Genomic DNA, 25,800 nt, shown 5'->3' on the forward strand with positions numbered 1-25,800 from the left:
AATCTGGTGCGCCGTGTCCACCTACGTGCTGATCGCCATCGTTAAAAAGGAGCTTCATCTCAATGCCTCGCTCTACACTTTGCTACAGATTTTGTCGGTCTCGGTTTTTGAGAAAACCCTTATTTCATGCGCCTTGCAGCCCGACACCACCAGAACTATTGCGACACAACCAAGCAACCAAATGATTCTGTTCGATTTTTAACCGGACACTAGTGTTTTTATACAACGATCCTCTCTGCCACCCGCGCCGCTCCCATCAGACCGACCTTGGGGTTGAGCACGACATGAACGGGAATATCCCCCAGCAGCCCGGCAAAGCGCCCCTTGTCGGCAAAAGCGCGTAGAAATTCTCCGTCCTCCAGCTTGCCCATGATCTGCGGCGCGATGCCGCCGGCAATGTACACGCCGCCGCGCGCCAGAACTTTGAGCGCAAGGTTGCCGGCTTCCGCGCCGTAGATGCGAGCGAACAGGTCAAGCGTGGACACGGCCAAGGCATCTTTGCCGCCCATGGCGAGGGTCGAAATCGCCGCCGCCGGGTCGCCATCCTTCATCGCTGATTGCAACTTCGCAGTTGCCTGCTGACCTCGGCTGTCGCGCAGGAACTCGAAGATGTTCACCATACCCGGGCCGGACAGCAGCCGTTCGTAGGAGACATGGCCGTAACGCTCGGCCAGATGGCGCAGCAACTCGATTTGCAGCGCATCGGTCGGCGCGAAGTCGGCATGGCTGCCCTCCGACGGAAAGGCTGCGTAATAGCCCCCCTGCCAGACCATGAAGCCTTCTCCCAAGCCGGTGCCGGCGCCGATCACCGCGCGCACGCCAAATTCCTGCGGCGCGCCGGCTTGCAGAGTCGCCAGATCCCGGCTTTCCAGGGCCTCGATGCCGTAAGCCACGGCCTGAAAATCGTTGATCAATCGAACCTGCGGGATGCGGAATTCCGCTGCGATCGACGCCTCATCGATCCGCCATGGCAGGTTGGTGATGTTCGCCCGCCCTCCTTCAACCGGGCCGGCCACGCCAAAACAGGCGGCGGCAAGGGAGAGGGAGGGGAAATCGTTCAGGAAACCGGCGGCGACCTGTTCCAGGCTGGCGAATGAAGCGCTGTCGAAGCGCCGCTCGGCAAGCACGCCGCCACCGGCTTCGAACAGCCGAAGCAGCGTCTTGGTGCCGCCGACATCACCGGCGAGTAAGGTTTGCTTGATGGAAGTATTCATGGCCAGAATGATAAACTACTCTGCAAGATAATGCCGTGATCACAATACCAACACATCGAAGCGAGGCCACTAGGATCCGGCCTTGCTGCCGCGCTTCCGGAAGGCGAACCGCTTCCCCTGCTGGCAAACGCCTGGCTGATGCAATTGCGGATGACCTGGGATACGCTGAACAACGACTGGAACCAGTGGATGTTGGGCTCTACGGGCAGGAACGGCTATGACTTGCTGTCACGCCCGGGATTCGAGATGGCCTCGTGGAAGGAACTGGCGGCCGGGCTTGGCGGCTGGCGTTGGGCGCATCAGCAATCAGCTGAGCTTTATATTGCACTGCGTTACGCGCCAGACCCAAATACCGCCGACTTGCGACAGTTCAGGAAGCGAGGTAAGAGCCTTCAAGCCCAACCAGATTAAGTCTTGAAGCGCCCCACCAACGTTTGCAAGTCGTCGGCCAAGTGCTCAAGATTGCGCGCCCCAGACACCGCCTGTTCATTGGAGCGCGCACTTTCTCCTGCCATCGCGGCAATCGCCTCGACATTGGCCGCCACTTCGTTGCTCGCAGCACGTTGTTTCTCGGTGGCGGCGACGATACTGGCCAGTTCGCGACTAACCTCTCCCACCGAGCCACTGGCCTCGGACAGTACGATTGCCACATTCTCCAATGCATCCTGACTGCTGCTCAGATGCTTCAGGCCATTTTCGATGGAAACTTCCACGGTAGCGGACTGTTGTGCCAGCGCATGGGTCACCGCATCGATCTCGCTGGCTGAATGTGCCGATTTCTCGGCCAGCTTCCTGACCTCATCGGCCACCACGGCGAAGCCGCGCCCCTGCTCGCCGGCACGGGCCGCCTCAATAGCCGCATTCAATGCCAGCAGGTTGGTTTGCTCGGCAATATCCTTGACCTGACGGGTCATGGTGGTAATGGCCGCGGTGCTGCGCACGAACTCGTTGACCGAACCGGCAATTTCCCTGACGGCACTTTCCACCATATCAATTTCGCCCACCAGCGCAGACAGGCTCTCATTCCCCTGGTTGGCGCGCTCCAGACTTTCCTCGGCCTGATGCCCGACCTGCCCGGTGCTTTGTGCCACTGAAGCGATGCTACTGGCCATTGCTTCAACGGCGCCAGCAGTGGAAATGGATCTCTCGCTTTGCTGCGCGGCACTCTCGGCAATCTGCTGGGCATTGCCGGAAAGCTGCTTTGCTGCAACGGAGACCTGAGTAGCCGAGCCACTTACATGCCGGATCAGGGCGCTGAACTTCTCCATCACCTGGTTGAAGGATTGTGACGCCTCACCGATCTCGTCCGTATGTTCCACATCGAGGCGCCGGCTCAGGTCCCCTTCCCCCTGTGCAATGTCTCTCAGGCCATGGGTCATGTGCTCGAGCGGCCGGGTCACGAATTTGGTAATAAACAGGTAAATGAACAGGAGCAGCGGAATGCTCATCAGCACTGCCGCCGCAAAAATCTGGGTGCTGAAATCCCTTACCGCTGCGTTTTCCTTCTCCAGCGAGATGTTCATGCTCACCGCACCAAGCACGGTCCCGGCCGGCACCATGTGGCACATCAGGCAGTCCTTGCCTAGGTAGTTTTTCTGTGCAATCGCCGGGATCACGGCCCTCAGGCTCTCACCGAAGGAGTTTTGCTGAACCTGGTAATAGGGTTTGCCGGATTCCAGAACCTTCTTCTCGGTGTCATCGGTTTTCTGCTCGTCCGCCGAACCCGCGCCAAACTGCTTGGCCACAGCATCGCTGCGAATCACCCGCAGCGCCTTGATTTCGTCGGATTGCTTAATCTGGTCGAGATAGACCGCTCGCTGGGCAATGGTGCCGGTAATCATCATCCCGGTCAGGCTGGCCATGGTCATTTTGTGGACGCTGTTGGAGAAGTCTTCCGCCTGCTTGATCGCGGTTTCCCGGCTTTTCATCGACGCCCAGTAGATCATTCCAGACCAAGCCAGAACCAGCATCAACCAGATCACAATGACAAGCCGAACCCAGATCTTCATATTATTGAAACTGCTTATAGCCTTGTTCATGCTTCAAAATCCTCACGTCCATGAAATAACTTTGTCGTAATGCCCACTAGGCGGGCCGATTATAAACCCCTAGGCCGAATCGTGCATCGGATAATAAGATCCATAGGTCTGATAGTCAACGAGTGTTTGGAGACGCGCGTCCCCAGGCTTTAAGCAGCTTCAACTATCTCGACGGGGATGCCGGTCTCAACCCGGTCAAACAGGTCCAGGATATCTGCATTTTGCATCCGCACGCAGCCCTTCGAGCCGGGCACGCCCATCTCCGCTCCGTCCGGGGAGCCGTGGATGTAAATGTAGCGGCGCATGGTATCGACGCTGCCGAGCCGGTTCCTGCCCGGCTCGCAGCCTGAAAGCCAGAGAATACGGGTGAGTATCCAGTCGCGACCGGGAGATTGCGCGCCCAGTTCCGGCGTATAAACCTCTCCGGTCGGCCGGCGTTTGACGAACACGCTGTTGACGGGCTGACCCGCACCGATCTTGGCACGAATGATGTGCGACCCGCGCGGCGTGCAGTAGCTGCCGCTCTCCTCACCGACCCCATTCAGGGCAGTGGAGACGATATAACGCCTGATCAGCGCGTCCTGATCATCGAACAATTCCAGGGTTTGATCGGCAACGACTATCCTAATTCGCAACGTGATAACCCTTTCCGCGCCGCTGCGCAAAAAAATCACTCAACAGGCCGCCACATTCGTCCGCCAGAACCCCGCCCACCACCTCGGCATGGTGGTTTAGCCGGGTCTCGGCAGGGAGATCGATGATGCTGCCGCAAGCGCCGGTTTTTGGATCGGAAGCGCCGTACACCACCCGCTCGACACGAGCGTGGAAAATCGCCCCCATGCACATGACGCAGGGTTCCAGGGTCACGTAAAGGGAGCAACCGACCAGCCGGTAATTGCCGAGGCTCTCGGCGGCATCGCGCAAGGCCATGATTTCCGCATGGGCGCTGGGGTCGTGGCGCGAAATCGGCGCATTGAAACCGCGCCCGACAATCTCTCCATTTCTCACCACCACCGCCCCGACGGGCACCTCCCCCGCAGCCCAGGCATCGCGGGCAAGGGCGAGCGCATCGCGCATGAAACGCATATCCAATGAATCATCTTCCATAAGCAAATAAAACTATCACAGTTCCATGGGGATGGTCACGCCTTTGCCACCCGAAGTAAAATAGAAGGATTGCGAACAAGGACAAAATTGGCATATTAGGACCATCATTAGCATTAACCCAGAAAGCAGGAATACAACAAGTGCCAGAGTTACAACATCAAAACGACATTCTCCGCGCCAAACTGAATAGGGAAACGTCCAGGATTTCGTGGAAGGAATTGCTTCGTTTTTTTGCCGCCGGAACGGTCATTGCGGTTAGCGCGGAACTGGATTTGGTTGAAGTCGCCATTCAAATCTCGAATGACAACAAGGCGCTGATCGAACAATGGATGCTCGAGAAGCGAGTTGACAAGGTCTCCGATGCACAGGCGAAAGACTGGCTGGAAACAGATGCCACCTTGTGGGCAGTGGTGGTCAGGCCGTGGATATTGGTCCAGCAAGTCACCTCATAAACCAATCAAGCCCGCTCCGCGTTTCTGCTGCCGGGCCGCGGAGTCAGCCTTACGAAAAAGCGAGCGGGCGCTGGCTCGTTCTCACTCCCACTCTATCGTTCCGGGCGGCTTGCCGCAGATGTCGTAGACGACGCGATTGATGCCGCGCACTTCGTTGATGATGCGGTTGGAGACTTTCCCCAGCAGCGTGTAGGGAAGCTCTGCCCAGTGTGCGGTCATGAAGTCCTGGGTCTGCACTGCGCGCAGCGCGACGACGTAATCATAGGTACGACAGTCGCCCATCACCCCTACTGCTTTCACGGGCAGAAATACGGCAAAGGCCTGCGAGGTTTTTTCATACCAGCCCGAGGCGCGCAACTCCTCGATGAAAATGGCATCGGCACGGCGCAGCAGATCGGCGTACTCCGGCTTCACTTCGCCCAGGATGCGCACGCCCAGGCCGGGGCCGGGGAAGGGGTGACGGTAGACCATGTCATGGGGCAGGCCGAGCGCAACGCCGAGCTCGCGCACTTCATCCTTGAACAATTCCCGCAGCGGCTCCAGCAGCTTGAGATGCAGGGTATCAGGCAGGCCGCCGACATTGTGGTGCGACTTGATGGTATGGGCCTTCTTGGTCTTGGAACTGGCCGATTCGATCACGTCCGGGTAGATCGTCCCCTGCGCCAGCCACTTTGCGTTCGGCAGCTTTGCCGACTCGCTCTGGAACACCTCGACGAATTCGCGGCCGATGATCTTGCGCTTCTGTTCCGGGTCGGTCACACCCGCCAGATGCTTCATGAATTCCGCACCGGCATCGACGTGGATGACCTTGACGCCGAGATTATCGGCGAAAGTCTTCATCACCTGCTCGGCCTCATTCAGGCGCAGCAGGCCGTTATCCACGAACACGCAGGTGAGTTGCGTACCGATGGCGCGATGCAGCAGCGCGGCCACCACCGAGGAATCCACCCCGCCGGACAGTCCGAGGATGACTTCGTCCGACCCCACTTCGGAGCGAATTCTGCCGATCGCTTCCTCGACGTAATCCGGCATGTTCCAGTCGTAGCCGCAACCGCAGATGCCATGCACGAAGCGCTCGAACAGGGCCTTGCCCTGCAGGGTATGGGTCACTTCGGGGTGAAACTGCACACCGTAAAAATGGCGGGCTTCGTCGGCCATGCCGGCGATCGGCGTAGCCGCGTTGGAGCTGATCACCTTGAAGCCCGGCGGCAGTTCCGTCACCTTGTCGCCGTGGCTCATCCACACGTCGAGCAGGCCGTGACCTTCCTCGTTGATCCGATCCTGAATGTCGCGCAGCAGCGCGGAATGGCCCTGTGCGCGCACCTCGGCATAGCCGAACTCGCGATGCAACGCGTTTTCCACCTTGCCGCCCAATTGCGCCGCCATGGTCTGCATGCCGTAGCAGATACCGAGCACCGGCACGCCCAGATTGAACACGATATCCGGCGCGCGCGGTGTTTCCTCCTCGTAGACCGAGGACGGCCCGCCGGAGAGGATGATGCCCCGGGGGTTGAAATCACGGATGAACTGTTCGCTCACATCGTAGGGATGCAGTTCGCAGTAAACGCTGGATTCGCGCACCCGACGGGCAATCAGCTGGGTGTATTGGGAACCGAAATCAAGGATGAGGATTTTCTGGTGCATGGATGAGGAGGCCGGTAATGAGTGATGGGGAATGGGGAATGTCGGAGTAATGGGTGAGGCACCCATTACTCCTCTCTCATCACCCATTACTCGACGTGGTAGTTGGGCGCTTCCTTGGTGATCTGCACGTCGTGGACGTGAGACTCGCGGATACCCGCCGAACTGATCTCGACGAACTCGGCCTTGGCGTGTACCTCGGCGATGCTCGAACAACCCAGATAGCCCATGCTCGAACGCACGCCGCCGATCAACTGATGAATCACCGACAGCACACTACCCTTGTAGGGCACCCGACCTTCGATACCTTCCGGCACCAGTTTGTCGGCATTGGCTTCTGCTTCCTGGAAGTAACGGTCTTTTGAACCCTGCTGCATCGCACCGAGCGAACCCATGCCGCGGTAGGATTTGTAGGAGCGGCCCTGGAACAGCTCGATTTCGCCTGGGGCTTCCTCGGTGCCTGCGAACAGGCCGCCGAGCATCACGCAATCCGCACCGGCAGCGATCGCCTTGGAGATGTCGCCGGAATAGCGGATGCCGCCATCGGCGATTATCGGCACGCCGCTGCCTTTCAGCGCCTGCACCACATTGGCGATGGCCGTAATCTGTGGCACACCGACGCCAGCAACAATACGGGTGGTGCAAATCGAGCCCGGGCCGATGCCGACCTTGACTGCATCGGCGCCGTGGTCAACCAGCGCCAGAGCCGCCGATGCGGTGGCAATATTGCCGCCGATCACTTGGACCTGCGGGAAGTTGTCCTTTACCCACTTCACCCGGCTCAGCACACCTTGGGAATGGCCGTGCGCAGTATCCACTACGATCATATCCACACCCGCTTCAGCCAGCAGGGTAACGCGCTCCTCGGTACCCTCGCCCACGCCCACTGCGGCACCTACCCTCAGCCTGCCCTGGCTGTCCTTGCATGCCAGCGGATGCTCGGTGGATTTCTGAATGTCCTTGACGGTGATCAGACCACGCAGCTCGAAATCATTGTTGATCACCAACACCCGCTCCAGGCGGTATTTATGCATCAGCGTCATGGCTTCTTCGCGGCTGGCGCCTTCTTTGACCGTGATCAGGCGGTCTCGCGGCGTCATGATATTCTTGATCGGCTGATCGAGGTTGGTCTCGAAGCGCAGGTCGCGGTTGGTGATGATGCCGACCACATGACCGTTATCCACCACCGGCAGGCCGGAAATCTTGTGCTGGCGAGTCAGCACCAACACATCGCGGACCGTCATCTCCGGGGAAATGGTGATCGGATCCTTGACCACGCCGCTCTCAAAGCGTTTCACGCGGGCCACCTGCGCGGCTTGCGCGGCGGCGGTCATGTTCTTGTGAATAATGCCGACCCCCCCTTCCTGCGCCAGAGCGATCGCCAGGCGCGCTTCGGTGACGGTATCCATCGCCGCCGAAATCAAGGGGATGTTGAGGGAAATTTCTCGGGTAAGCCGCGTGGCGAGGCTTACGTCGCGGGGCAAAACGTTGGAATACGCAGGGACCAACAATACATCATCGAAGGTCAGCGCTTTCTGAATAACACGCATGTTTTTATCCTTGTTACCAAAGCGATATTATACAAGTTTCGGGCATCCCCGGTAAACCGGCTTCTCTAATTTTTACATTTACTTTGCCGACCTTATAAACCCGGTACGCTTGAACCATTGACGGGCGTATCGCGAAACGCTATGTTTAGCCACACAAAACAAATATCGAGGAGAGCAAATCATGCGTAACACCCTTATTACTATCATCACTTTCGGTTTCTTGCTGCTCAGCGGCTGTCAGAGCAGCGGTACGGTAAAACCCGACTCATCCGCCGCTATCACCCCGGCTGCCGAGGCCGCCAAACCCGCACTCTCCGAAGAAGCCAGGCAGGCACTCGCCAAGGCCGAAGCCGACGTCAAGGAGGCAAAAACCCAGAAAGCACTATGGACCACGGCGGAAGACGCCCTGAAGAAGGCACAAGAAGCCGCAGCCAAAGGCGACAGCGCGGCCACCCTGAAGCTTTCAAAAACCGCGAGCGAGCAAGCCCGCCTGGGGTTGATGCAAAAGAGCTACCCTCTAACCAAGTGAACCAAATGCCAATTATGCGACAATTTCTGACTATCGTTTCGATGCTGGCACTGGCGACTGCCGCACAAGCCGGGGTCACCCGATGGGTGGGTGCAGATGGTAAGGTGCATTATTCCGACCAACCTCCGCCACCCACCGCCAAATCGCAAAAAACCCTGGACCTGAAGACCAGTCCAGCCTTGCCCATAGCCGCACCCGATAGCAAGGACGGAGAAAAAAGCCTGGCGGAGAAGGATCTGGAATTCCGAAAACGCAGGGTTCAGGCGGAAGAGACCGCTGCCAAACAAGCCAAGGATCAGGAAGAGGCGAAAAGCAGAAAGGCGAACTGCGAGCAAGCACGCCATCAGGTGCAGGCCTTGCAGGGGGGGCAAAGGATCAGCAAATTCGACGAAAAAGGCGAACGCGTCTTTCTCGAAGACAATGACCGCGCGCAAGCCCTCGAGGCAGCGAAGAAGTCGGCGGACTCTTGGTGTAAATGAGATGAAACGATAAAAGCAGCTCAGCCACTGATAAACACGGATTAACACAGATAAAACAACACGCTGCTGAAATTTTCTGTTCATCCGAAAGGTGCGTCAGATGAGAATGGTAACTCATTGATAATCTGTGTACATCCGTGTTAATCCGTGGCTAAGTAGCCGTTTTTAACATGAAATCAGGTTGGGGCCGCTTCGGCATCCCCGGCTTCCTTCTTCATTTCCTTGCCTTCTGCCGCACGTTTCCTGCGGATTTCCTTCGGATCGGCAATCAGCGGGCGGTAAATCTCGATTCGGTCCTTATCCCGGAGTACGGCGTCAAGCTTGACTTGCTTGCCGTAAATCCCCACCTTGGCGCTGGCCAGGTCAATTTCCGGAAAATCCCGCAGGATGCCGGACCGCTCAATCGCCTCGGACACCACGGCACCCGACCTTATCTTCAAGGACAGGATCTCCTGTTTCTGTGGCAGGGCATACGCCACTTCCACCAAAATATCTTCACTCATGGCTCACCATATATGACTGCTGCACGTTGAACGAAAGCTTCGACAAAACTGTTTGCGATATGTCCGAAAACCGGACTGACCAGCTTCTCCATGATCTTGCTTGAGAATTCATAATGGAGTTTAAACTCGATCTTGCAGGCCGTCTCATCCAGTTCGACAAATCTCCAACTGCCCTCAAGATGGCTGAACGGGCCGTGGCGGAACTTCATTTCGATCAGGTGCGGCGCCTGCCGAATATTTTCGGTAGCGAAGCTTTGCTTGATATGATGATAGTCGATATGCACCGTCGCTTCGAGCGCTTCGTCGCTATGCCGCTGCACCTCCGTCCCGCCGCACCAGGGAAGGAAATTCGGATAATCCTCGATCCGATCGACCAGCACGAACATTTGCCGAGCCGAGTAAAAAACCAGCACGGATTTTTCCACTACTATCATTCAGTCTGCCGCTATCAAAAACTGTTAAAATACACGATTTCCCAGAGAAACTCACCAGAGAAATTCACCTGCCGATGAGCATCGCGCAAAACAAAAAAGCTTTTCACGACTACTTCATCGAGGAAAAGTATGAAGCCGGCATCGTCCTTGATGGCTGGGAGGTCAAGGCGATCCGCGCCGGGCGTACGCAACTCAAGGAAGCCTACGTCATCATCCGCGGCGGCGAACTCTATCTGCTCGGCTGCCATATCAGTCCGCTGCCGACCGCCTCCACCCACGTCAACCCCGACCCGGTGCGCACTCGCAAACTGCTGCTGCATGCCGAGGAAATCAGCAAGCTGATCGGCAAGGTGGAGCGATCCGGTTACACCCTCGTACCGCTGGACATGCATTTCGTCCGTGGCCGCATCAAGCTGGAAATCGGCCTGGCCAAGGGCAAAAAACAGCACGACAAGCGGGAAGCCGAGAAAGAGAAAGACTGGCAGCGCGAAAAACATCGCCTGTTGCGGAACAAATAACCTAAAAAAGCAGTTCAGCCACGGATTAACACGGATTTACACAGATTATCAATGAATTACCACTCTCACCCCAATCATTTTCTGGAGGAGGCGTGAACCCTCAACAACACATTGTTTTATCTGTGTTAATCCGTGTTAATCTGTGGATAAAAGAGGTTTGCAGAATGAAAGTTTTCGGATTCGCCGGTTACTCGGGCAGCGGCAAGACCACCTTGATCGAACAGCTGATTCCGCTGTTCGTGGCGCAAGGACTGAAGGTGTCCTTGATCAAGCATACCCACCACGATTTTACCGTCGATCAGCCGGGCAAGGACTCCTACCGCCACCGCGTTGCAGGCTGCAGCGAGGTGATGGTGACTTCGCAACATCGCTGGGCGTTGGTTCATGAGTTGCGCGATGAACCGGAACCGGGGTTGAGAGAACTGCTGGCGCGGCTTTCGCCCTGCGATCTGGTGCTGGTTGAAAGCTTCAAGAATGAGGCGATTGCCAAACTGGAGGTGCACCGCACTGTCATTGGCAAGCCGTTGCTTTTTCCCCATGACCCGAATATCGTCGCCATCGCCAGCGAGCTTCCCCTAGAAACGTTGCTGCCGCAATTCAGGCTAGACCAGCCGAAAAAAATCGCCGAATTTGTCTTGCAACAAACAGGTCTTATAAAACATGGATAAGAAACCGAACATGCTCAGCGCTGACGAGGCGTTGTCCTTTCTGCTGGCACGAGTGCGGCCAGCAAACAAAACCGAACAGATCGCTACCTCCGATGCGCTGGGGCGGGTACTTGCCGAACGCCTGACTTCGGCGGTCAACGTTCCTCCGCTGGACAACAGCGCCATGGATGGCTACGCGGTGCGAATTGCCGACCTCATGAACGCATCGACCCGACTACGGGTGACTCAGCGCATCCCGGCCGGCACAGTCGGGCAGCCGCTGGAAGCCGGCCAAGCCGCCAGAATTTTCACCGGGGCGCCAGTGCCGGCAGGCTGCGACGCAGTGGTGATGCAAGAATATTGTGGCGTCGAAGGTAATACGGTAACCGTCAGCAAACATCCCAAAACGGGCGAGAATATCCGCCGTTCCGGCGAGGACATTGCTGCCGGAGCCGAGATTCTTCCCGCCGGCATCAGGTTGCGCCCTCAGGAAATGGGGCTGGCAGCATCGGTCGGCATTGCAACCCTGCTTGTTTACCGTAAGCTGAAAGTTGCCACTTTCTTTACCGGCGATGAAATCGTCATGCCCGGGGAGTCCCTCAAGCCAGGCCAGATCTACAATTCCAACCGCTTCGTACTGACCGGCCTGCTACAGGCGCTGGGCTGTGAAGTCATTGATCTGGGGATCGTGCCGGATGACTTCACCGCTACCGTGAAGGTGCTCGAAACCGCTACAGCCGGAGCGGACCTTATCATCACTAGCGGCGGCGTCTCCGTGGGCGAGGAAGACCATGTCAAAGCCGCAGTGGAAGCGGTAGGCAAGCTCGATTTGTGGAAAATCGCGATCAAGCCGGGCAAGCCGCTGGCTTTTGGCGAGGTCGGCACGGTGCCATTCATCGGCCTGCCGGGCAATCCAGTCTCGGCTTTTGTCACCTTTTGCCTGTTCGTGCGACCGTTCATTTTGCGCAGCCAGGGCATTACTGCCGCTGTCCCGCAAGCCTTCTCGCTGAAGGCCGATTTCGACTGGCTGAAACCCGACAAACGCCGCGAATTTCTGCGCGCCCGGTTGCACACGGCGGAAAATGGCGAAGTCGAAGTCCAGCTCTACCCGCACCAGGGTTCCGGCGTCCTGACGTCCACCGTCTGGGCCGATGGCCTGGTGGAAGTGCAGGAAGGAACGCCGATCCAACGCGGCGAGACCGTCAAATTCCTGCCTTTCTCCGGATTGCTCAACTAACATCTAAGGAGGCCCGCATGATCACCCTGCTTTATTTCGCCCGTCTACGCGAAGCCTTCGGCCTTTCCGCCGAGCAGGCGAACCTGCCTGCCGATGTCGCCGATGTCCGATCACTGACTGAATGGCTGCGCCAGCGGGGCGGCGCATGGCAGGAAGAGCTTGCCCAGGACAAACCAGTACGCATGGCCGTCAATCAAGACATGGCTGCCCCGGACACAGCCGTGCGTGATGGCGACGAAATAGCTTTCTTCCCACCCGTGACGGGAGGCTGAAATGCCGGTACGCGTGCAAACCGAAGATTTCGACCTCGGCGCGGAAATCCTTAATCTGCGCCGGGGTAATACTGGAATCGGCGCAGTCGCCAGCTTCGTCGGCCTGGTGCGCGATCTGAACCACAACACCACGGTTACCGAAATGACCCTGGAACACTACCCCGGCATGACGGAAAAAGCATTGACCGAAATCGTGGAGGAAGCGAAGCGGCGCTGGAATATCATCGATGCGCTGGTGATCCACCGCATCGGCCCACTCAAACCCACGGACCAAATCGTGCTGGTAGCGGTCAGCAGCGCGCATCGTGGCGACGCCTTCGCCGCCTGCGAATTCATCATGGATTACCTGAAGACCCGGGCACCGTTCTGGAAGAAAGAGCAGACCGAAGAGGGCGTACATTGGGTGGACGCGCGTGAAAGTGACGAAACAGCGGCACAACGCTGGGCTGCGCCATCAGCCTGATTTACCCGGGTTAACTTGAAAAAATAGGCATTCTCCGCTAAAGTTCCATCAGTTCATGCCGTTATCCTTACCATAAATCGGATAACCGCTAATGGATCGCGAGGCGTCAATGACGTTATCGAAAAACGATCTGCAACCCGAAGGAATTAACTTTGAAGATCGATGCCTCCGTAAAATCGCCGACCAGTAGCGGCGTCAAAGAAACCGCGCCACGCGCCTCGAAGGCGGGGACGGGCGCGCCGACTGCCGCACCGCAAGGAAAATCAAGCTCGCAGGACAATGTCCGGATCACCGCACTTTCATCGCAGCTTCAAGCCATGGAAAGCAGCATGGACAACGTGCCGGTGGTTGATAGTGCACGCGTGGAAGCAATCAAACTGGCCATTAGCGAAGGGCGCTTCAAAATCAACCCGGAAGTCATTGCAGACAGCCTGCTGGCAACAGTTAACGACCTGATGCAGAACCAGAAGGGCTGATATTGACAGTCAACCCGGCAATCGCCTCTCCCTCCGATTTAGTCAAGAACCTGGAAGCAGAATTACGAGTATTCCAGGACTTCATCCAAGTATTACAAACCGAGCAGGATACTCTGGTTCAGGGCAATGTTGACCCCCTCCTCGAACTGGCCCGAATCAAATCCGAAAAAGTGGTGTTGCTGTCGCAGCTTGCCGAGAGCCGCGCCCGTTTCCTCAGCGCGCAGGGTTACTCCCAGGAACATGGCGGCATGACAAAGTGGATGCAGCAGCAGCGCGATGGAGGAAATCCACAAATTGCCAAACTCTGGCAGCAACTACTGACACTTGCGGAAAACGCCCAGCAACTCAATCAGATCAACGGCGGCATGATCGACACCCGACTCAGGAACAACCAGCAAGCACTTGCCATCCTTCAAGTAGCGGCCAATCAGAGCGCGCTGTATGGGCCGGACGGCCAGACCCAGGCTCTAGGTTTGGGGAGACCGATTGGCAAGGTTTAAGAGGGCTGCTTAGGGCGCCTTGGTAGTGCGAATTCCCTCCGGCACAGCCTTGGATACCTGGCTGGCAAGCGGAATGTCTGTAATTTTCTCCTGCTGTTCCGACAGAATCATGATTGTCACTCGGCGGTTCCGTGCGCGCCCTTCCGGCGTGCTATTGGTGTCAACCGGACGAAACTCCCCATAACCCACGGCGACCAGACGCTCGGGCGGCGCCCCGCTCTCTGCAAGCAGGCGTACCACACTGCTTGCACGTGCGGTCGACAGCTCCCAGTTGGACGGGAAAGCTGCGGTGTTTATCGGTGTGTTATCGGTAAACCCTTCCACCTGAACGTCATTTGGTACCTGCGCCAGAACACGCCCCACTGCGCGCAGCGCCTTGACCGACCCCGGCTCCAGGGACGCCTGGCCTGAAGCAAACAGCACACTGGCATTGATCTCGATCGCGATGCCGTGAACGCTTTGGCTGACCCTGACCTGGCCCTCTTTCACCAAGGGTTCCATCGCCTTGAGAATATCCATGGCGACACCTTTCATCTTCTCCGTTTGCTGTTTCTGACGGGCTTCAAAGACGGGGTCAGGTTTGCGCACGAAAATCGTTTGTTTCAGGACCAGAGCCTGAGCGGTACTCGACGCTCCCTTGGTTGATGCATCGATCCGCAGTGCGGGTGCAATCGGCGTGGTGGCGGTCGGTGCGTTCTTGAAGGCGTTGACCAGGGAATCGCTCAGCACCCGGTATTTGCCCTCATTAACCTGGGAAATCGAGTACATCACGACAAAAAAGGCGAACAACAGGGTAATGAAGTCGGCGTATGACACCAACCAGCGCTCGTGGTTCTCATGCTCTTCGTGCTTCTGTCTGCGCGCCATCGTACACCGCCGCCGGAAGTGGCTCTAAATGACTAAATGATGTAACCCTGCAATTTTGATTCGATCACGCGGGGATTCTCGCCGTTGGCAATGGATACCAGGCCTTCAATCAGCATCTCGCGCATCACCACTTCCTGCTCGATAAGGTATTTGAGCTTGCTGAACATCGGCAGGAAAAACAGGTTGGCCGATCCCACGCCGTAAACGGTGGCGACGAAAGCCACGGCGATACCTCCGCCCAGTTTGGATGGGTCGCTCAGGTTCTCCATCACGTGAATCAAGCCGAGCACCGCACCCAGAATGCCAATGGTAGGGGCATAGCCGCCCGCAGCCTGCCAGACTTTCGAAGCATCCAGATGATGTTTCTCATAAGTGGAAATTTCCACCTCAAGCGCGGCTCGAATTTTCTCCGGTTCGCCGCCGTCCACCAGCATTTGCAACCCTTTTTTGGTGAAGGCGTCCTGCAGCTCATCCAGTTGCGACTCCAGCGCCAACAATCCACCCTTGCGCGCAATGTTGCTCCAGTTCAGCACCTGCTCGATCAATAACTGCGGGACCGCCCTGGGTGGCCAGATTATCCATTTGGCCAGCCTCATGCCCTCAAAAAAAATCTTGGACGAACTCTGCAGCATGATGGCGCCCGTCGTGCCGCCGAGGACGATAACGAATGCTGTCAACTGCAGCAGGGAATTGATATGTCCCCCCTCCAGAACCTGGCCGCCAATAATCGCGGTAAAAGCCAGCAAAATACCGAATATGCTGACTAGATCCATCTGTCTGCTCCGTCGTTAATGCTCCACCCCATGCACCGTTTGCCTTCCATTTTCACAGCCATTCCTTCAACTTGCTGCGCAAGCGTGCCATGGCCTGGCTATGCAGCTGACACACGCGCGATTCGCTAACACCCAGCACCTCGCCGATTTCACGCAGATTCAGCTCTTCCTCGTAGTACATCGCCATCATCAGCTTCTCGCGCTCTGGCAGCATGCTGATTGCCTCGATCAGTTTTGCCCGGAACCTTCCGTCCTGCAGTTTAACGAACGGTTCGGCAGAGTCGTCGGCACAGTGGCGCTCGAAGAAGTCCTCGTCCTCGCCGTTCTGCAAGTCCTCGTAATGCAGCAACTGACAACCACGCGCGTCCAGCAGCATCTGCTGGTAGTCACCCAGACTCACGTGCAGCTCGTCGGCCACCTCACGCTCGGTCGGAGCGCGGCATACGCGCTGCTCCAAAGCATTCATTGCCATTTCGATCTGACGTAGCGTTTTCCGCGCCGAGCGCGGCAACCAGTCGCATTGCCGCAATTCATCCAGCATTGCGCCGCGGATACGCTGCACTGCATAGGTCTCGAACTGCGCGCCCTGCGTGTCGTCGTAATTGCTCACTGCATCAAGCAGGCCGATCATGCCTACCTGAATCAGGTCATCGACCTGAACGCTGGCAGGCAGCCTCGCCATCAGGTGATAGGCAATGCGCTTGACCAGCGGAGCATGTTGGACGACGTATTGATTTTTCTCCAGTCCGGTTTTGGCGTACATAGCGCAATTCTATAGGCGAAAGCCCCCCGCCGCCATCCGGCTGCTCTGAATCAGGCGCTGCATGAATGCTTCCAAGCGCCCGTCCTCGCCCGATGGTTGCGGCCACTGCTCCATGGTTTCCGCCAAGTCCCTGAGCGCTTTGGCCGATTCGGTGACGGGAAATGCTTCCACTACCGGCCGACAAATCCGGGCGGCCTGCCTGAGCTTCTCGTCAAACGGCACATAGCCCATGAAATCGAGGGATACATCGAGGAATCGCACAGCCACTTCAGCCATGTTATCGTACAGCGCCCGCGCCTCCTGCTCGTTCTTGACCTTGCTGGCCAGGATATGGAAACGGTGAATGGCAAAATTCTGATTGAGCACCTTGATCAGGGCATAGGCGTCTTTAATCGAAGAAGGATGCGGGGACACCACGATCACGATTTCCTGCGACGCCAAAGAAAGCGGCAAGACATTGCTCGCAAACCCGGCAATGGCATCCACCAGCACCACGTCCACCGTTTTCGACAGCTGACGGAATGACTGTACCAGCCAATCCTGATCTTCCTGCCCCAGTTCTCCCAGCACTCGCAGTCCATTGCCGGCGGAAACGATACCTACCCCCTCCGGTCCGCGCAGCATCACCTCATCCAGCGTCTTTTCGCGCCGGATCACGTGCATCAAGTCGTAGCGTGCGGTGAGGCCTAGCAGCGTTTCTGTGCTACCTTTGCCCTGCTGCTCGTCCAGCACCAGCACATGTCGACCACGCTTGGCCAATGCCACGGCAAGGTTGACGACAATATTGGTTTTTCCGACCCCGGTCCTGCCGCTAGTCAGCGTCACCACCCGCACCGAATCCCGTGCCAGCAGACGACGCAACCCCTCGGCTTGATCCTGCAGGACATCAGCCACGTAGCGCTCCCACGTCACGCTTTGCTTCCGTGTAGCCGGTCGACTCTACACCAGCCAACCCGCCGGCCGCCGCCATAACCAATGGATATTCTGCTTCCAGCGGGGTAAACGGCGAATCTCCCTGGACGGGTTTCAAGACCCGATCCACCAGATAAACCGGATTTGGGAGGTGCAGGTCCTCCGGCACACGCTGTCCATTGGCAACATAATGGAGCATCAATTTGTGGCGGATCACCACGTCCAGCGCAGGGCCAATACTGATCGCCTCATCGATTTTTGTCAGGATGCAGCCATCCATATCATCCTTCTTGTAGGAACGGACAACGTCTTCAAGTGTGCTGCCCTGCCCGTTGGCGGAAAGCAGCAATAAGCGCTTGATGCTGCGTCCGGCGCCGGACAGAAGTGCCACCTGCTCGGAAAGGCGGCGATCGCGCTGGCTCATGCCGACCGTGTCGATCAGGATCAGGTGCTTGTTCTGCAGATCGGACAGGGTGAGTTGCAAATCGGCCTCATCCTTGATCACGTACACCGGTACGCCGAGTATCTTGCCGTAAATGCGCAACTGCTCGTGAGCACCGATCCGGTAGGTGTCGGTAGTGATCAGTGCCAGACTGGCCGGACCATGTTTCAAGGTGCAGCGCGCCGCCAGCTTCGCCACGGTGGTGGTCTTGCCGACTCCAGTGGGTCCGGTCAACGCATAGACTCCACCGCGCTCGACAATATCGTCGCCCGCCTTCACGACATGCAGGTTGTGCATCAGTGCCGCCTTCAGCCAGCGCAGGCTTTTTTCCAGATCATAGCCGGTCGGCATTTTATCCAGCAGCTGGCGCGATAACAACGGGCTGAACCCCACGCTCAGCATGTGGCGCAATGCCTCGACCTTGGCGGGTTCTCCTCGTTGCAGCTCGCCCCAGGCAAAGCCTGACAGCTGGCCTTCCAGCATTCCACGCAGAAACTTGATTTCGCGGATGATTTCCTGAGTCACCAGATCCGGGGAAGCATCCTTGCTCTCCGTTTCCACCACGGCCGGCTTGCCCTTTTCCTGCAACTCGGCGATTTGTGATCGTGAAATCGTAGAAGATACGGCAGTGGGCTGCGGAGGTGGCGTGGGCTCGGCACGGGTGAAAAATTCTGCAGGCATCGGCCGCGCCTTGGCTGGGGGCGGGCTCACCGGGTTGCCGGCAAGGGATGAGACATCCATATCTGCCACCGCCATGATCTCGATACCGCCCGCCACCTGGCGGTTGGACAGGATGATGGCGTCGGCACCCAGTGCGTCCCTGACTTGGCGCAGGGCCTCGCGCGTGGAGCTGGCATGAAATTTCCGGACGTTCATCCCCTACCCCCCAATACGGCGGTCACTCTAATGGTTTTGGTATCCGGCACTTCGGCATGAGAAATGACCTTGAGTTGCGGCACAGCGCGCCGCAAGAAGCGCGACATCAGGCCACGCAACGGCGCCTGCACCAGCAGTACGGCCGGCAGGCCGATCTGCTCCTGGCTCTGCGCCACGGCCTGCGCCTGTGCCAGCAAGTTTTCTGCCAGACCGGGCTCCAGTCCGGCACCTTCAGCGCCCGACGTCTGAGTCGCCTGCATCAGAATACCCTCCAGGCCAGGGTCCAGCGTAATGACTTGTAATTCATTTGTGCCCGGATAAATTTGCTGGATGATAGCACGTCCCAGCGCGACACGAACCAGAGACGCCAGCTCTTCGACGTTTTGCGTACGCGGCGCATGCTCGGCGAGGGTTTCGATGACAGTACGCATGTCGCGGATATGCACGCCCTCTTCCAACAGGCTTTGCAAGACGCGGTGCAACGTAGAAAGGGATAAGAGCTTCGGCACCAGTTCCTCGATCAGCTTGGGCGATTCCTTCGCCAGATGATCCAGCAGTTGCTGCACTTCCTCGCGACCCAACAGTTCAGCGCTGTGCGACTGAATGATGTTGGACAGATGGGTTGCAATCACCGTGCTGGCATCCACCACGGTGTAACCGAAAGTTTGCGCCTGCTCACGCAGTTCAGCCTCAATCCAGACAGCGGGGAGACCAAAGGCGGGGTCGCGAGTGGGCGTGCCGGCCAAGCTGCCAAGCACCCGACCGGGGTTGATCGCCAGAAACATGCCGACATAAGCCTCTCCCCGCCCCATCTCGACGCCCTTCAAGGCAAGACGGTAGCCATTTGGCTTGAGTTCCAGGTTGTCGCGGATATGCACGGCCGGGACCACGAAACCCATTTCGTGAGCAAATTTCTTGCGAATGCCGCGAATACGTCTCAGCAGCTCTCCATCCTGATTCCGGTCCACCAGGGGGATGAGGCGATAGCCAACCTCCAGCCCCAGAATATCCACTGGCATCACATCATCCCAGCTCACTTCGACCGGCTCGGTCGGTGCCTGTAGCTGTGCCGTAACCTCAAGCGCCACGGGTTGCCGCGCGCGCTGTTCAATGTAATAGGCTGCGCCGGCAAGCATGGCCGCCAGCGTCAGGAAGGAGAAATGGGGCATGTTCGGAATCAGGCCCATTACGCCAATAATCGTGGCGGTAATGTAGAGCACCAGGGGCTGGTTGAACAACTGGCCGAGAAGTTGGGTGCTCAAATCCTCGTCGGTAGAAACGCGACTCACCACGATGCCCGCCGCAGTCGAGATTACCAGGGCGGGAATCTGCGCCACCAAGCCGTCTCCGATGGTGAGCAGAGTGTAGTTGTTGGCAGCAGTGGCGAAATCCAGGTTGTGCTGCAGCACGCCTATCGCCAACCCGCCGATGATCATGATCAGCATGATCAGAATGCCGGCGACGGCATCGCCGCGCACGAACTTGCTGGCGCCGTCCATCGAGCCGAAGAAATCCGCCTCCTGGGAAATGATAGAGCGGCGTGTTCGGGCTTCATCCTCGCCGATAAGTCCGGCGTTGAGATCAGCGTCGATCGCCATCTGCTTGCCGGGCATGGCATCCAGAGTGAAGCGCGCGCTGACTTCGGCAATCCGTCCGGCACCCTTGGTGATCACCACGAAATTGATGATCACCAGGATAATGAACAAGATAATGCCGACGGTGTAATTGCCTCCTACCAGGAAATGACCGAAGGCCTCGATCACCTTGCCAGCGGCGTCGGGGCCGGTGTGCCCTTCGAGCAGCACGATCCGGGCTGAAGCGACGTTGAGCGACAGCCGCAGCAACGTGGTCACCAGCAACACGGTGGGAAATACGGCGAATTCGAGCGGCTTGGTGGTATACAGGCTGACCAGCAGCACGATCATCGCCAGGGCGATGTTGAAAGTAAACAGCAGGTCAAGCAGGATTGGTGGCAGCGGCAGGATCATCATGCCCAGAATCATGATGATCAGGATCGGGCCGGCCAGTTTGGTCAAGCTCAGGCCGCCCGGTAAGTTCATTCCATCAACCCTGGCGTTCATGCGATTTCACTTTCCGGGTCCAAGCCCGGCGGCACCGGCAGGCTCCGTGGCGGCTGAGGCGGCACACCCCCACCTACCTCATAGCTGCGCAGCTGGTAGACATAGGCCAGCACTTCGGCTACCGCCGTATAAAGCGCGGCCGGAATTTCCTCGCCCAGCTCGCCATGGCGGAAAAGGGCTCGGGCCAGAGGCGGCGCCTCCAGAATCGGGATATGATGCTCCTCGCCCAACTCCCTGATGCGGGCCGCTATCAGCGCAGAACCCTTGGCAACGATGACCGGTGCACCCATCAGCTTGTCCTGGTAGCGCAACGCCACGGCATAATGGGTCGGGTTGGTGACGATCACGTCGGCCTTGGGTACTTCCGCCATCATGCGACGACGCGCCATCTCGCGCTGCATCCGGCGAATTTGCGCCTTGACTTCGGGCGAGCCTTCCGACTCCTTGTTCTCCTGTCGCACTTCCTCTTTGGTCATCTTCAGCTTGCTGGAGTGATCCCACAACTGGAAGGGCACATCGATCGCCACGATCAGTATCATCGAACTGACGATAGTCAGGAAGGTCACGCCAAGCAGGCTGCCCAAATGAGCAATGCTTTGATTGACCGATTCACCCGCCAGAGAAAACATCGCTTCCTTATGATGCATGATTACCCAGTAGGCGACGCCTCCAATCAGTGCCGACTTGCCCAGGGCCTTGACCAGCTCGACCAAGCTGTTCCGGGAAAACAGGCGGCCGAGGCCTTTAAGCGGATCGATGCGGCTGAAGTCGGGTTGCAATGCCTGGAAGGAAAACAGCCAGCCGCTCAGCACCATCGGTGCAAAAATTGCGGCTACAACCATCAACAGGATAAAAGGAAGAAAAGCAATGAGGGCGCTCAATGACAGTTGATGAATGCGGGCCAGCATCATCAGGGGGTCGAATGCCGCCGCCCGGTCCAGCATCAGGCCGCCACGCATCACCCCAGCCAGGCTGTCCATCAGTTGCGGACCCATCACCATTAAGCCAGCGCCGGCAGCGATCAACACGGTGAATGTCGATAGTTCGCGGGAACGGGCAACTTGCCCCTTCTCGCGGGCCTGCTCTATGCGTCGCGATGACGCAGGTTCTGTTCGTTCTAAATCGCTGTCTTCCGCCATTTATCCCCCTCGGCTGTAGGGCAGCGCAGGTAGCACATCTGGTGTGCAGTTTACATCATTTCCACCAGATATAGTAGGGGAGCAGGTTTTTTATCGGATTGCGAAGCTTGCCAGTAATGGCAAGATAATGCGAGGGAAGCGAGTCATTCGGTCTCGTCTATCCAGGCCATCTGGATCGCTTCGAGAATTTTCTCGCTGGATTTGTCCGGGTCGTCATCAAAATCGGTCAACTCGGTAACCCAACGGTGCAAATCGGTAAAGCGGACATAGCGGGGATCCACTTCGGGAAACTTTTCGTAAAGCTCGATGGCAATATCCAGCGTATCGGTCCACTTCATGATGTCCTCCGTCAGTGTTGCTCGCTGGCCAGATTGATGGTGTATTTCGGAATTTCAATCACCAGATCCTGGTCCTTGACGATCGCCTGGCAGGAAAGGCGCGAGGCCGGCTCCAGCCCCCAGGCCTTGTCCAGCATATCCTCTTCCAGTTCCTCGGCGGGATCCAGCGATTCGTAGCCTTCGCGCACCACCACATGGCAGGTTGTGCAGGCGCACGCTTTTTCGCAGGCATGCTCGATTTCGATGCCGTGCTCAAGCAGGGTATCGCAGATGGATACACCGGGCTTCGCCTCGATCAATGCGCCATCGGGGCAGAGTTGCTCGTTAGGTAGAACTATCAGTTGGGGCATGGTTTAAATCTCAAGTTCTTCCAGTTTATGGCCGGTCAGTGCCTTTTGCACGCTCTGGTCCATGCGTCGTCCGGCAAACATCTCGGAAATATGGTTCAGGCGTTCGACCTGCTCTTTGATTAGCTGATGGTTGACCCCTTCCAGGGCTCGGTGCAGCGCCGCCATTCCTTCATCGATCTCGGCGCGTTCCGCAGCGCTGAGCAGACTGTCGCCGTTTTCGTTGAGCGCCGCCTCGATCGCCTCAATCAGGCGCCCGGCCTCGACCTGCTGCTCGCGCAAGGCGCGCGCAGCCATGTCGGCCTTGGCATTTTCCTGAGAGGTGAGCAGCATTCGGGTAATTTCGTCATCGCTGAGGCCGTAGGACGGCTTCACCACAACTGAAGCCTCCACCCCGCTGCTTTTTTCACGCGCGGACACACTGAGCAGACCATCCGCATCCACCTGAAAAGTGACACGGATCCGCGCCCCGCCCGCCACCATCGGCGGGATGCCGCGCAGTTCGAATTTGGCCAGGGAGCGGCAGTCGCTCACCAGTTCGCGTTCGCCCTGCACCACGTGGATGCTCATCGCGGTCTGGCCGTCCTTGTAGGTGGTGAATTCCTGGGCGCGCGCCACGGGGATGGTGGAGTTGCGAGGAATGACCTTCTCCACCAGTCCGCCCATGGTTTCCAGACCCAGGGAAAGTGGAATCACATCGAGCAACAGCCAGTCGTCGTCGGAACGGTTACCGGCCAGCACATTGGCCTGGATCGCCGCTCCCAGCGCAACCACCTTGTCCGGGTCGAGATTGTTGAGCGGCTCCTGACGGAAAAACTGCCCAACCGCACGCTGGATCTGGGGCATGCGCGTCGCCCCGCCCACCATTACCACTCCCTTTACGTCTTCAGGCTCCAACCCGGCATCGCGCAGGGCTTTTCGAGTGGGTGCCAGCGTCTTGTTGACCAGGCTGCTGGTGATATCGATAAAAGTTTCAGAGGTGAGCGTGAGATCCACCATTTCACCGGTACCAAGAACCGCCGTGATGCGCACTTCAGGACGGAGAGTCAGGTCTTCCTTGGCTTCGCGCGCGCGGGTCAGGAGCAGGCGAGCATCCTGCGGCTTCACGCCGGACAACTTAGCCTGCTCAAGTACCCAGCAATAGATGCGGTGGTCGAAATCGTCGCCGCCCAGGGCGGAGTCGCCGTTGGTCGCCAACACCTCGAACACGCCTTTGGACAAACGCAGTATGGAAATATCGAAAGTGCCGCCGCCCAGGTCGTAAACGGCGTAGACACCTTCAGCCGCATTATCCAGCCCGTAGGCGACCGCCGCCGCGGTAGGTTCGTTGAGCAGGCGCAGCACATTGAGTCCGGCCAGCCGGGCCGCGTCCTTGGTGGCTTGGCGCTGGGCGTCGTCAAAATAGGCTGGCACCGTGATCACCGCTCCCACCAGATCTCCGCCCAGCGCCTTCTCGGCACGATCGCGCAGCACTTTGAGGATCTCGGCTGACACCTCGACCGGGCTTTTTACGCCGGCCACGGTCTTGAGCTGCACCATGCCGGGCGCATCGACGAACTGATAAGGCATGCTGCCGGCATCGGGCAGGTCGCGCAGCCCCCGGCCCATGAAGCGTTTCACCGAAACAATGGTGTTGTGGGGATCCCGGCTTTGCATCGCCTGCGCGGGATAGCCGACATCGGTACTGCCGTCCTCGTGATAGCGCACCACCGAAGGCAACAATCCACGGCCATTCTCGTCATGCAGTACAACGCTCATACCGCTCCTGACCGTTGCCACCAGGGAATTGGTCGTGCCCAGGTCTATCCCCACCGCCAGCCGATGCTGGTGTGGCGCGGTGCTCATACCGGGTTCTGCGATCTGCAACAAAGCCATTATGCGTCCAAAGCCTCCAGCGCGTAGTTGATTTCCTCGCGCAATTTTTCCATGAATTTAAGCTCGCGTACAATTTCCGCAGCCTTCGGGTAATTCTTTTCCTTATCCAGCAAATCAGCCAGCTGGTGCTGCTGCGCCTGAATCTCGGCGCGCAGCTGCCCGCTCAAATGCTCCAGTTCGGGCGCATCCTTGGCCGCCCTGGCTTCGCCGATCGCCTCGCGCCACTCCATCTGCTGCATCAGGAAGGCGGGCGACATCGCCGTATTGGTTTCCTCGTGGAGCTCGACGCCGTTCAAATGCAGCAAATAACGCGCCCTGCCGAGAGGCTGTCTGAGTGTCTGGTAAGCCTCGTTGGCCTGCGTCGACCATTGCATCGACAACCTGCGCTCGGCATCGGAAAGGTGCGCGAACTTGTCAGGATGGATCTGGCTCTGGATGTCGCGATAAGCCTGCTCCAGCTGGATCGGGTCGATCTGGTAGAGCGGTGGAATACCGAACAGCTCGAAATGGTTCTTGCTGAAATCAAAATTCATTGCGCGCCGTTCATGCATCCGTCTAGAAGCCGACGCTCTCGCCGCAACCGCACGAGCTCTTGACGTTGGGGTTGTTGAACTTGAAGCCCTCGTTCAGTCCTTCGCGCACGAAATCCAGCTCGGTGCCTTCAAGATAAACTAGGCTCTTCGGATCAACGAGAACCTTCACGCCGAAGCTTTCGAATTGGTTGTCGGTGTCGTTGAATTCATCGGCGAATTCCAGCGTATAGGCCATGCCGGAACAACCGCTGGTGCGCACGCCCAGACGCAAACCCACTCCCTTGCCGCGTTTTGCGATGTAGTTCTTGATATGGGTGGCGGCCTTCTCAGTCAGGGTAACTGCCATGCTCTATCTCCTTAAACAGTGCAATCCGAACCTTTGCAGGCGGCGGTTTCAACCAGCTCGCCATGCTTGGCCTTGTAATCGGCCACAGCCGCCTTGATGGCGTCTTCCGCCAGCACTGAGCAGTGAATCTTCACCGGCGGCAACGCCAGCTCTTCCGCAATCTGGGTGTTTTTGATGGTGAGCGCCTCGTCCAGGGTCTTGCCCTTGACCCACTCGGTCACCAGCGAGCTCGATGCGATCGCCGAACCGCAGCCATAGGTTTTGAACTTCGCGTCCTCGATCACCCCGTCCTTGTTCACCTTGATCTGCAGCTTCATCACGTCGCCGCAGGCGGGCGCCCCAACCATGCCGGTGGCAACACCTTCGTCGTCCTTGCCGAAAGTCCCGACATTACGGGGATTTTCATAGTGATCCAATACTTTTGTGCTGTAAGACATTTTAACCTCC

At 57.9% G+C, this 25,800-nt stretch carries 32 protein-coding genes and 1 pseudogene; 12 read left to right on the plus strand and 21 right to left on the minus strand.

Going from position 1 to position 25,800, the window contains the following annotated elements:
* A pseudogene (locus tag VMV64_RS08960) lies at positions 1–202 on the plus strand (IS4 family transposase); the annotation flags it as partial.
* Between the two features lie 16 nt (positions 203–218).
* Here the strand turns inward: VMV64_RS08960 and VMV64_RS08965 are convergent.
* Complete coding sequence (locus VMV64_RS08965; protein WP_325329618.1) at positions 219–1,214, minus strand: glucokinase; 996 nt, start codon at positions 1,212–1,214, stop codon at positions 219–221.
* A 150-nt stretch (positions 1,215–1,364) separates the two neighbouring features.
* Here VMV64_RS08965 and VMV64_RS08970 point away from each other — a divergent pair, with 150 nt between their 5' ends.
* Positions 1,365–1,625 carry a hypothetical protein gene (locus tag VMV64_RS08970; protein ID WP_325329619.1) on the plus strand — a complete coding sequence of 87 codons (261 nt, stop codon included), beginning with the start codon at positions 1,365–1,367 and terminating at the stop codon, positions 1,623–1,625.
* Here the strand turns inward: VMV64_RS08970 and VMV64_RS08975 are convergent.
* From VMV64_RS08975 to tadA, 3 genes are all read right to left on the minus strand, one after another.
* The gene (locus tag VMV64_RS08975) at positions 1,622–3,223 is read right to left on the minus strand and encodes a methyl-accepting chemotaxis protein (protein ID WP_325329620.1); all 1,602 of its coding nucleotides are present in this window, start codon (positions 3,221–3,223) and stop codon (positions 1,622–1,624) included. The two genes, VMV64_RS08970 and VMV64_RS08975, sit on opposite strands and share 4 nt — an antisense overlap.
* Positions 3,224–3,402: 179 nt before the next feature.
* Positions 3,403–3,888 (minus strand): L,D-transpeptidase, encoded by a 486-nt coding sequence (locus VMV64_RS08980; RefSeq protein ID WP_325329621.1) that lies wholly within the window; start codon positions 3,886–3,888, stop codon positions 3,403–3,405.
* On the minus strand, positions 3,878–4,330 hold the full coding sequence (tadA, locus tag VMV64_RS08985) for a tRNA adenosine(34) deaminase TadA (protein ID WP_325329754.1): 453 nt from the start codon (positions 4,328–4,330) through the stop codon (positions 3,878–3,880). Before tadA ends, VMV64_RS08980 begins: the two co-directional genes overlap by 11 nt.
* Before the next feature lie 170 nt (positions 4,331–4,500).
* Here tadA and VMV64_RS08990 point away from each other — a divergent pair, with 170 nt between their 5' ends.
* Entirely contained in the window at positions 4,501–4,812 is a 312-nt protein-coding gene (locus VMV64_RS08990) for a DUF2288 domain-containing protein (RefSeq protein ID WP_325329622.1), read from the plus strand.
* 81 nt (positions 4,813–4,893) lie between these two features.
* Here VMV64_RS08990 and guaA read toward each other — a convergent pair whose 3' ends face one another.
* Complete coding sequence (gene guaA / locus VMV64_RS08995) at positions 4,894–6,456, minus strand: glutamine-hydrolyzing GMP synthase (protein ID WP_325329623.1); 1,563 nt, start codon at positions 6,454–6,456, stop codon at positions 4,894–4,896.
* An 86-nt stretch (positions 6,457–6,542) separates the two neighbouring features.
* Entirely contained in the window at positions 6,543–8,003 is a 1,461-nt protein-coding gene (guaB, locus tag VMV64_RS09000) for an IMP dehydrogenase (protein ID WP_325329624.1), read from the minus strand.
* A 181-nt stretch (positions 8,004–8,184) separates the two neighbouring features.
* Between guaB and VMV64_RS09005 the strand changes: the two genes are divergently transcribed.
* Together VMV64_RS09005 and VMV64_RS09010 are read left to right on the plus strand one after the other, a co-directional pair.
* Positions 8,185–8,532, plus strand: a complete 348-nt coding sequence (locus tag VMV64_RS09005) for a hypothetical protein (RefSeq protein WP_325329625.1) — start codon at positions 8,185–8,187, stop codon at positions 8,530–8,532.
* A 14-nt stretch (positions 8,533–8,546) separates the two neighbouring features.
* Entirely contained in the window at positions 8,547–9,011 is a 465-nt protein-coding gene (locus VMV64_RS09010; protein ID WP_325329626.1) for a DUF4124 domain-containing protein, read from the plus strand.
* Positions 9,012–9,187: 176 nt separating this feature from the next.
* Here the strand turns inward: VMV64_RS09010 and VMV64_RS09015 are convergent, their stop codons facing one another.
* On the minus strand, positions 9,188–9,514 hold the full coding sequence (locus tag VMV64_RS09015) for an RnfH family protein (RefSeq protein WP_325329627.1): 327 nt from the start codon (positions 9,512–9,514) through the stop codon (positions 9,188–9,190).
* Positions 9,511–9,948 (minus strand): type II toxin-antitoxin system RatA family toxin, encoded by a 438-nt coding sequence (locus VMV64_RS09020; protein WP_325329628.1) that lies wholly within the window; start codon positions 9,946–9,948, stop codon positions 9,511–9,513. Before VMV64_RS09020 ends, VMV64_RS09015 begins: the two co-directional genes overlap by 4 nt.
* 74 nt (positions 9,949–10,022) lie before the next feature.
* Between VMV64_RS09020 and smpB the strand changes: the two genes are divergently transcribed.
* The 7 genes from smpB to VMV64_RS09055 all read left to right on the plus strand — a co-directional run bounded on the left by smpB (position 10,023) and on the right by VMV64_RS09055 (position 14,061).
* Positions 10,023–10,466, plus strand: a complete 444-nt coding sequence (gene smpB / locus VMV64_RS09025; protein WP_325329629.1) for an SsrA-binding protein SmpB — start codon at positions 10,023–10,025, stop codon at positions 10,464–10,466.
* A gap of 92 nt (positions 10,467–10,558) precedes the next feature.
* Complete coding sequence (mobB, locus tag VMV64_RS09030; protein ID WP_414718875.1) at positions 10,559–11,134, plus strand: molybdopterin-guanine dinucleotide biosynthesis protein B; 576 nt, start codon at positions 10,559–10,561, stop codon at positions 11,132–11,134.
* A 10-nt stretch (positions 11,135–11,144) separates the two neighbouring features.
* Positions 11,145–12,350 carry a gephyrin-like molybdotransferase Glp gene (glp, locus tag VMV64_RS09035; protein WP_325329756.1) on the plus strand — a complete coding sequence of 402 codons (1,206 nt, stop codon included), beginning with the start codon at positions 11,145–11,147 and terminating at the stop codon, positions 12,348–12,350.
* A gap of 17 nt (positions 12,351–12,367) precedes the next feature.
* A complete protein-coding gene (gene moaD, locus VMV64_RS09040; protein WP_325329630.1) occupies positions 12,368–12,622 on the plus strand; it encodes a molybdopterin converting factor subunit 1 in 255 nt (84 codons plus the stop codon).
* 1 nt (position 12,623) lies between these two features.
* A complete protein-coding gene (gene moaE, locus VMV64_RS09045) occupies positions 12,624–13,085 on the plus strand; it encodes a molybdopterin synthase catalytic subunit MoaE (RefSeq protein ID WP_325329631.1) in 462 nt (153 codons plus the stop codon).
* A gap of 152 nt (positions 13,086–13,237) precedes the next feature.
* Positions 13,238–13,561 (plus strand): flagellar biosynthesis anti-sigma factor FlgM, encoded by a 324-nt coding sequence (gene flgM, locus VMV64_RS09050; RefSeq protein ID WP_325329632.1) that lies wholly within the window; start codon positions 13,238–13,240, stop codon positions 13,559–13,561.
* 2 nt (positions 13,562–13,563) lie between these two features.
* The gene (locus VMV64_RS09055) at positions 13,564–14,061 is read left to right on the plus strand and encodes a flagellar protein FlgN (protein ID WP_325329633.1); all 498 of its coding nucleotides are present in this window, start codon (positions 13,564–13,566) and stop codon (positions 14,059–14,061) included.
* A 9-nt stretch (positions 14,062–14,070) separates the two neighbouring features.
* On the opposite strand, the gene motD is transcribed toward VMV64_RS09055, so the two are convergent.
* The 13 genes from motD to iscU all read right to left on the minus strand — a co-directional run bounded on the left by motD (position 14,071) and on the right by iscU (position 25,790).
* The gene (gene motD, locus VMV64_RS09060; RefSeq protein ID WP_325329634.1) at positions 14,071–14,928 is read right to left on the minus strand and encodes a flagellar motor protein MotD; all 858 of its coding nucleotides are present in this window, start codon (positions 14,926–14,928) and stop codon (positions 14,071–14,073) included.
* 32 nt (positions 14,929–14,960) lie between these two features.
* On the minus strand, positions 14,961–15,701 hold the full coding sequence (locus tag VMV64_RS09065) for a flagellar motor protein (protein WP_325329635.1): 741 nt from the start codon (positions 15,699–15,701) through the stop codon (positions 14,961–14,963).
* Positions 15,702–15,753: 52 nt separating this feature from the next.
* Positions 15,754–16,464, minus strand: a complete 711-nt coding sequence (locus tag VMV64_RS09070; RefSeq protein WP_325329636.1) for an RNA polymerase sigma factor FliA — start codon at positions 16,462–16,464, stop codon at positions 15,754–15,756.
* Between the two features lie 9 nt (positions 16,465–16,473).
* Positions 16,474–17,376 (minus strand): P-loop NTPase, encoded by a 903-nt coding sequence (locus VMV64_RS09075; RefSeq protein ID WP_325329637.1) that lies wholly within the window; start codon positions 17,374–17,376, stop codon positions 16,474–16,476.
* The gene (flhF, locus tag VMV64_RS09080) at positions 17,351–18,694 is read right to left on the minus strand and encodes a flagellar biosynthesis protein FlhF (protein WP_325329638.1); all 1,344 of its coding nucleotides are present in this window, start codon (positions 18,692–18,694) and stop codon (positions 17,351–17,353) included. The genes VMV64_RS09075 and flhF overlap by 26 nt, the downstream gene beginning before the upstream one ends.
* Positions 18,691–20,754 carry a flagellar biosynthesis protein FlhA gene (gene flhA, locus VMV64_RS09085; RefSeq protein WP_414718876.1) on the minus strand — a complete coding sequence of 688 codons (2,064 nt, stop codon included), beginning with the start codon at positions 20,752–20,754 and terminating at the stop codon, positions 18,691–18,693. Before flhA ends, flhF begins: the two co-directional genes overlap by 4 nt.
* A gap of 17 nt (positions 20,755–20,771) precedes the next feature.
* Positions 20,772–21,914, minus strand: coding sequence for a flagellar biosynthesis protein FlhB (gene flhB, locus VMV64_RS09090; RefSeq protein ID WP_325329640.1), 1,143 nt, complete (start codon positions 21,912–21,914; stop codon positions 20,772–20,774).
* A 143-nt stretch (positions 21,915–22,057) separates the two neighbouring features.
* A complete protein-coding gene (gene iscX / locus VMV64_RS09095; RefSeq protein WP_325329641.1) occupies positions 22,058–22,252 on the minus strand; it encodes a Fe-S cluster assembly protein IscX in 195 nt (64 codons plus the stop codon).
* An 11-nt stretch (positions 22,253–22,263) separates the two neighbouring features.
* Positions 22,264–22,602 carry an ISC system 2Fe-2S type ferredoxin gene (gene fdx / locus VMV64_RS09100; RefSeq protein WP_325329642.1) on the minus strand — a complete coding sequence of 113 codons (339 nt, stop codon included), beginning with the start codon at positions 22,600–22,602 and terminating at the stop codon, positions 22,264–22,266.
* Between the two features lie 3 nt (positions 22,603–22,605).
* Positions 22,606–24,474, minus strand: a complete 1,869-nt coding sequence (hscA, locus tag VMV64_RS09105) for a Fe-S protein assembly chaperone HscA (RefSeq protein ID WP_325329643.1) — start codon at positions 24,472–24,474, stop codon at positions 22,606–22,608.
* Positions 24,474–25,007, minus strand: coding sequence for a Fe-S protein assembly co-chaperone HscB (gene hscB / locus VMV64_RS09110; protein WP_325329644.1), 534 nt, complete (start codon positions 25,005–25,007; stop codon positions 24,474–24,476). The genes hscA and hscB overlap by 1 nt, the downstream gene beginning before the upstream one ends.
* A 22-nt stretch (positions 25,008–25,029) precedes the next feature.
* On the minus strand, positions 25,030–25,353 hold the full coding sequence (iscA, locus tag VMV64_RS09115; RefSeq protein WP_325329645.1) for an iron-sulfur cluster assembly protein IscA: 324 nt from the start codon (positions 25,351–25,353) through the stop codon (positions 25,030–25,032).
* Between the two features lie 11 nt (positions 25,354–25,364).
* The gene (gene iscU, locus VMV64_RS09120; protein ID WP_325329646.1) at positions 25,365–25,790 is read right to left on the minus strand and encodes a Fe-S cluster assembly scaffold IscU; all 426 of its coding nucleotides are present in this window, start codon (positions 25,788–25,790) and stop codon (positions 25,365–25,367) included.
* Between the last annotated feature and the right edge of the window lie 10 nt (positions 25,791–25,800).

This window comes from Sulfuricella sp. (genome assembly GCF_035531155.1).
In the GTDB taxonomy this organism is placed as follows: domain Bacteria; phylum Pseudomonadota; class Gammaproteobacteria; order Burkholderiales; family Sulfuricellaceae; genus Sulfuricella.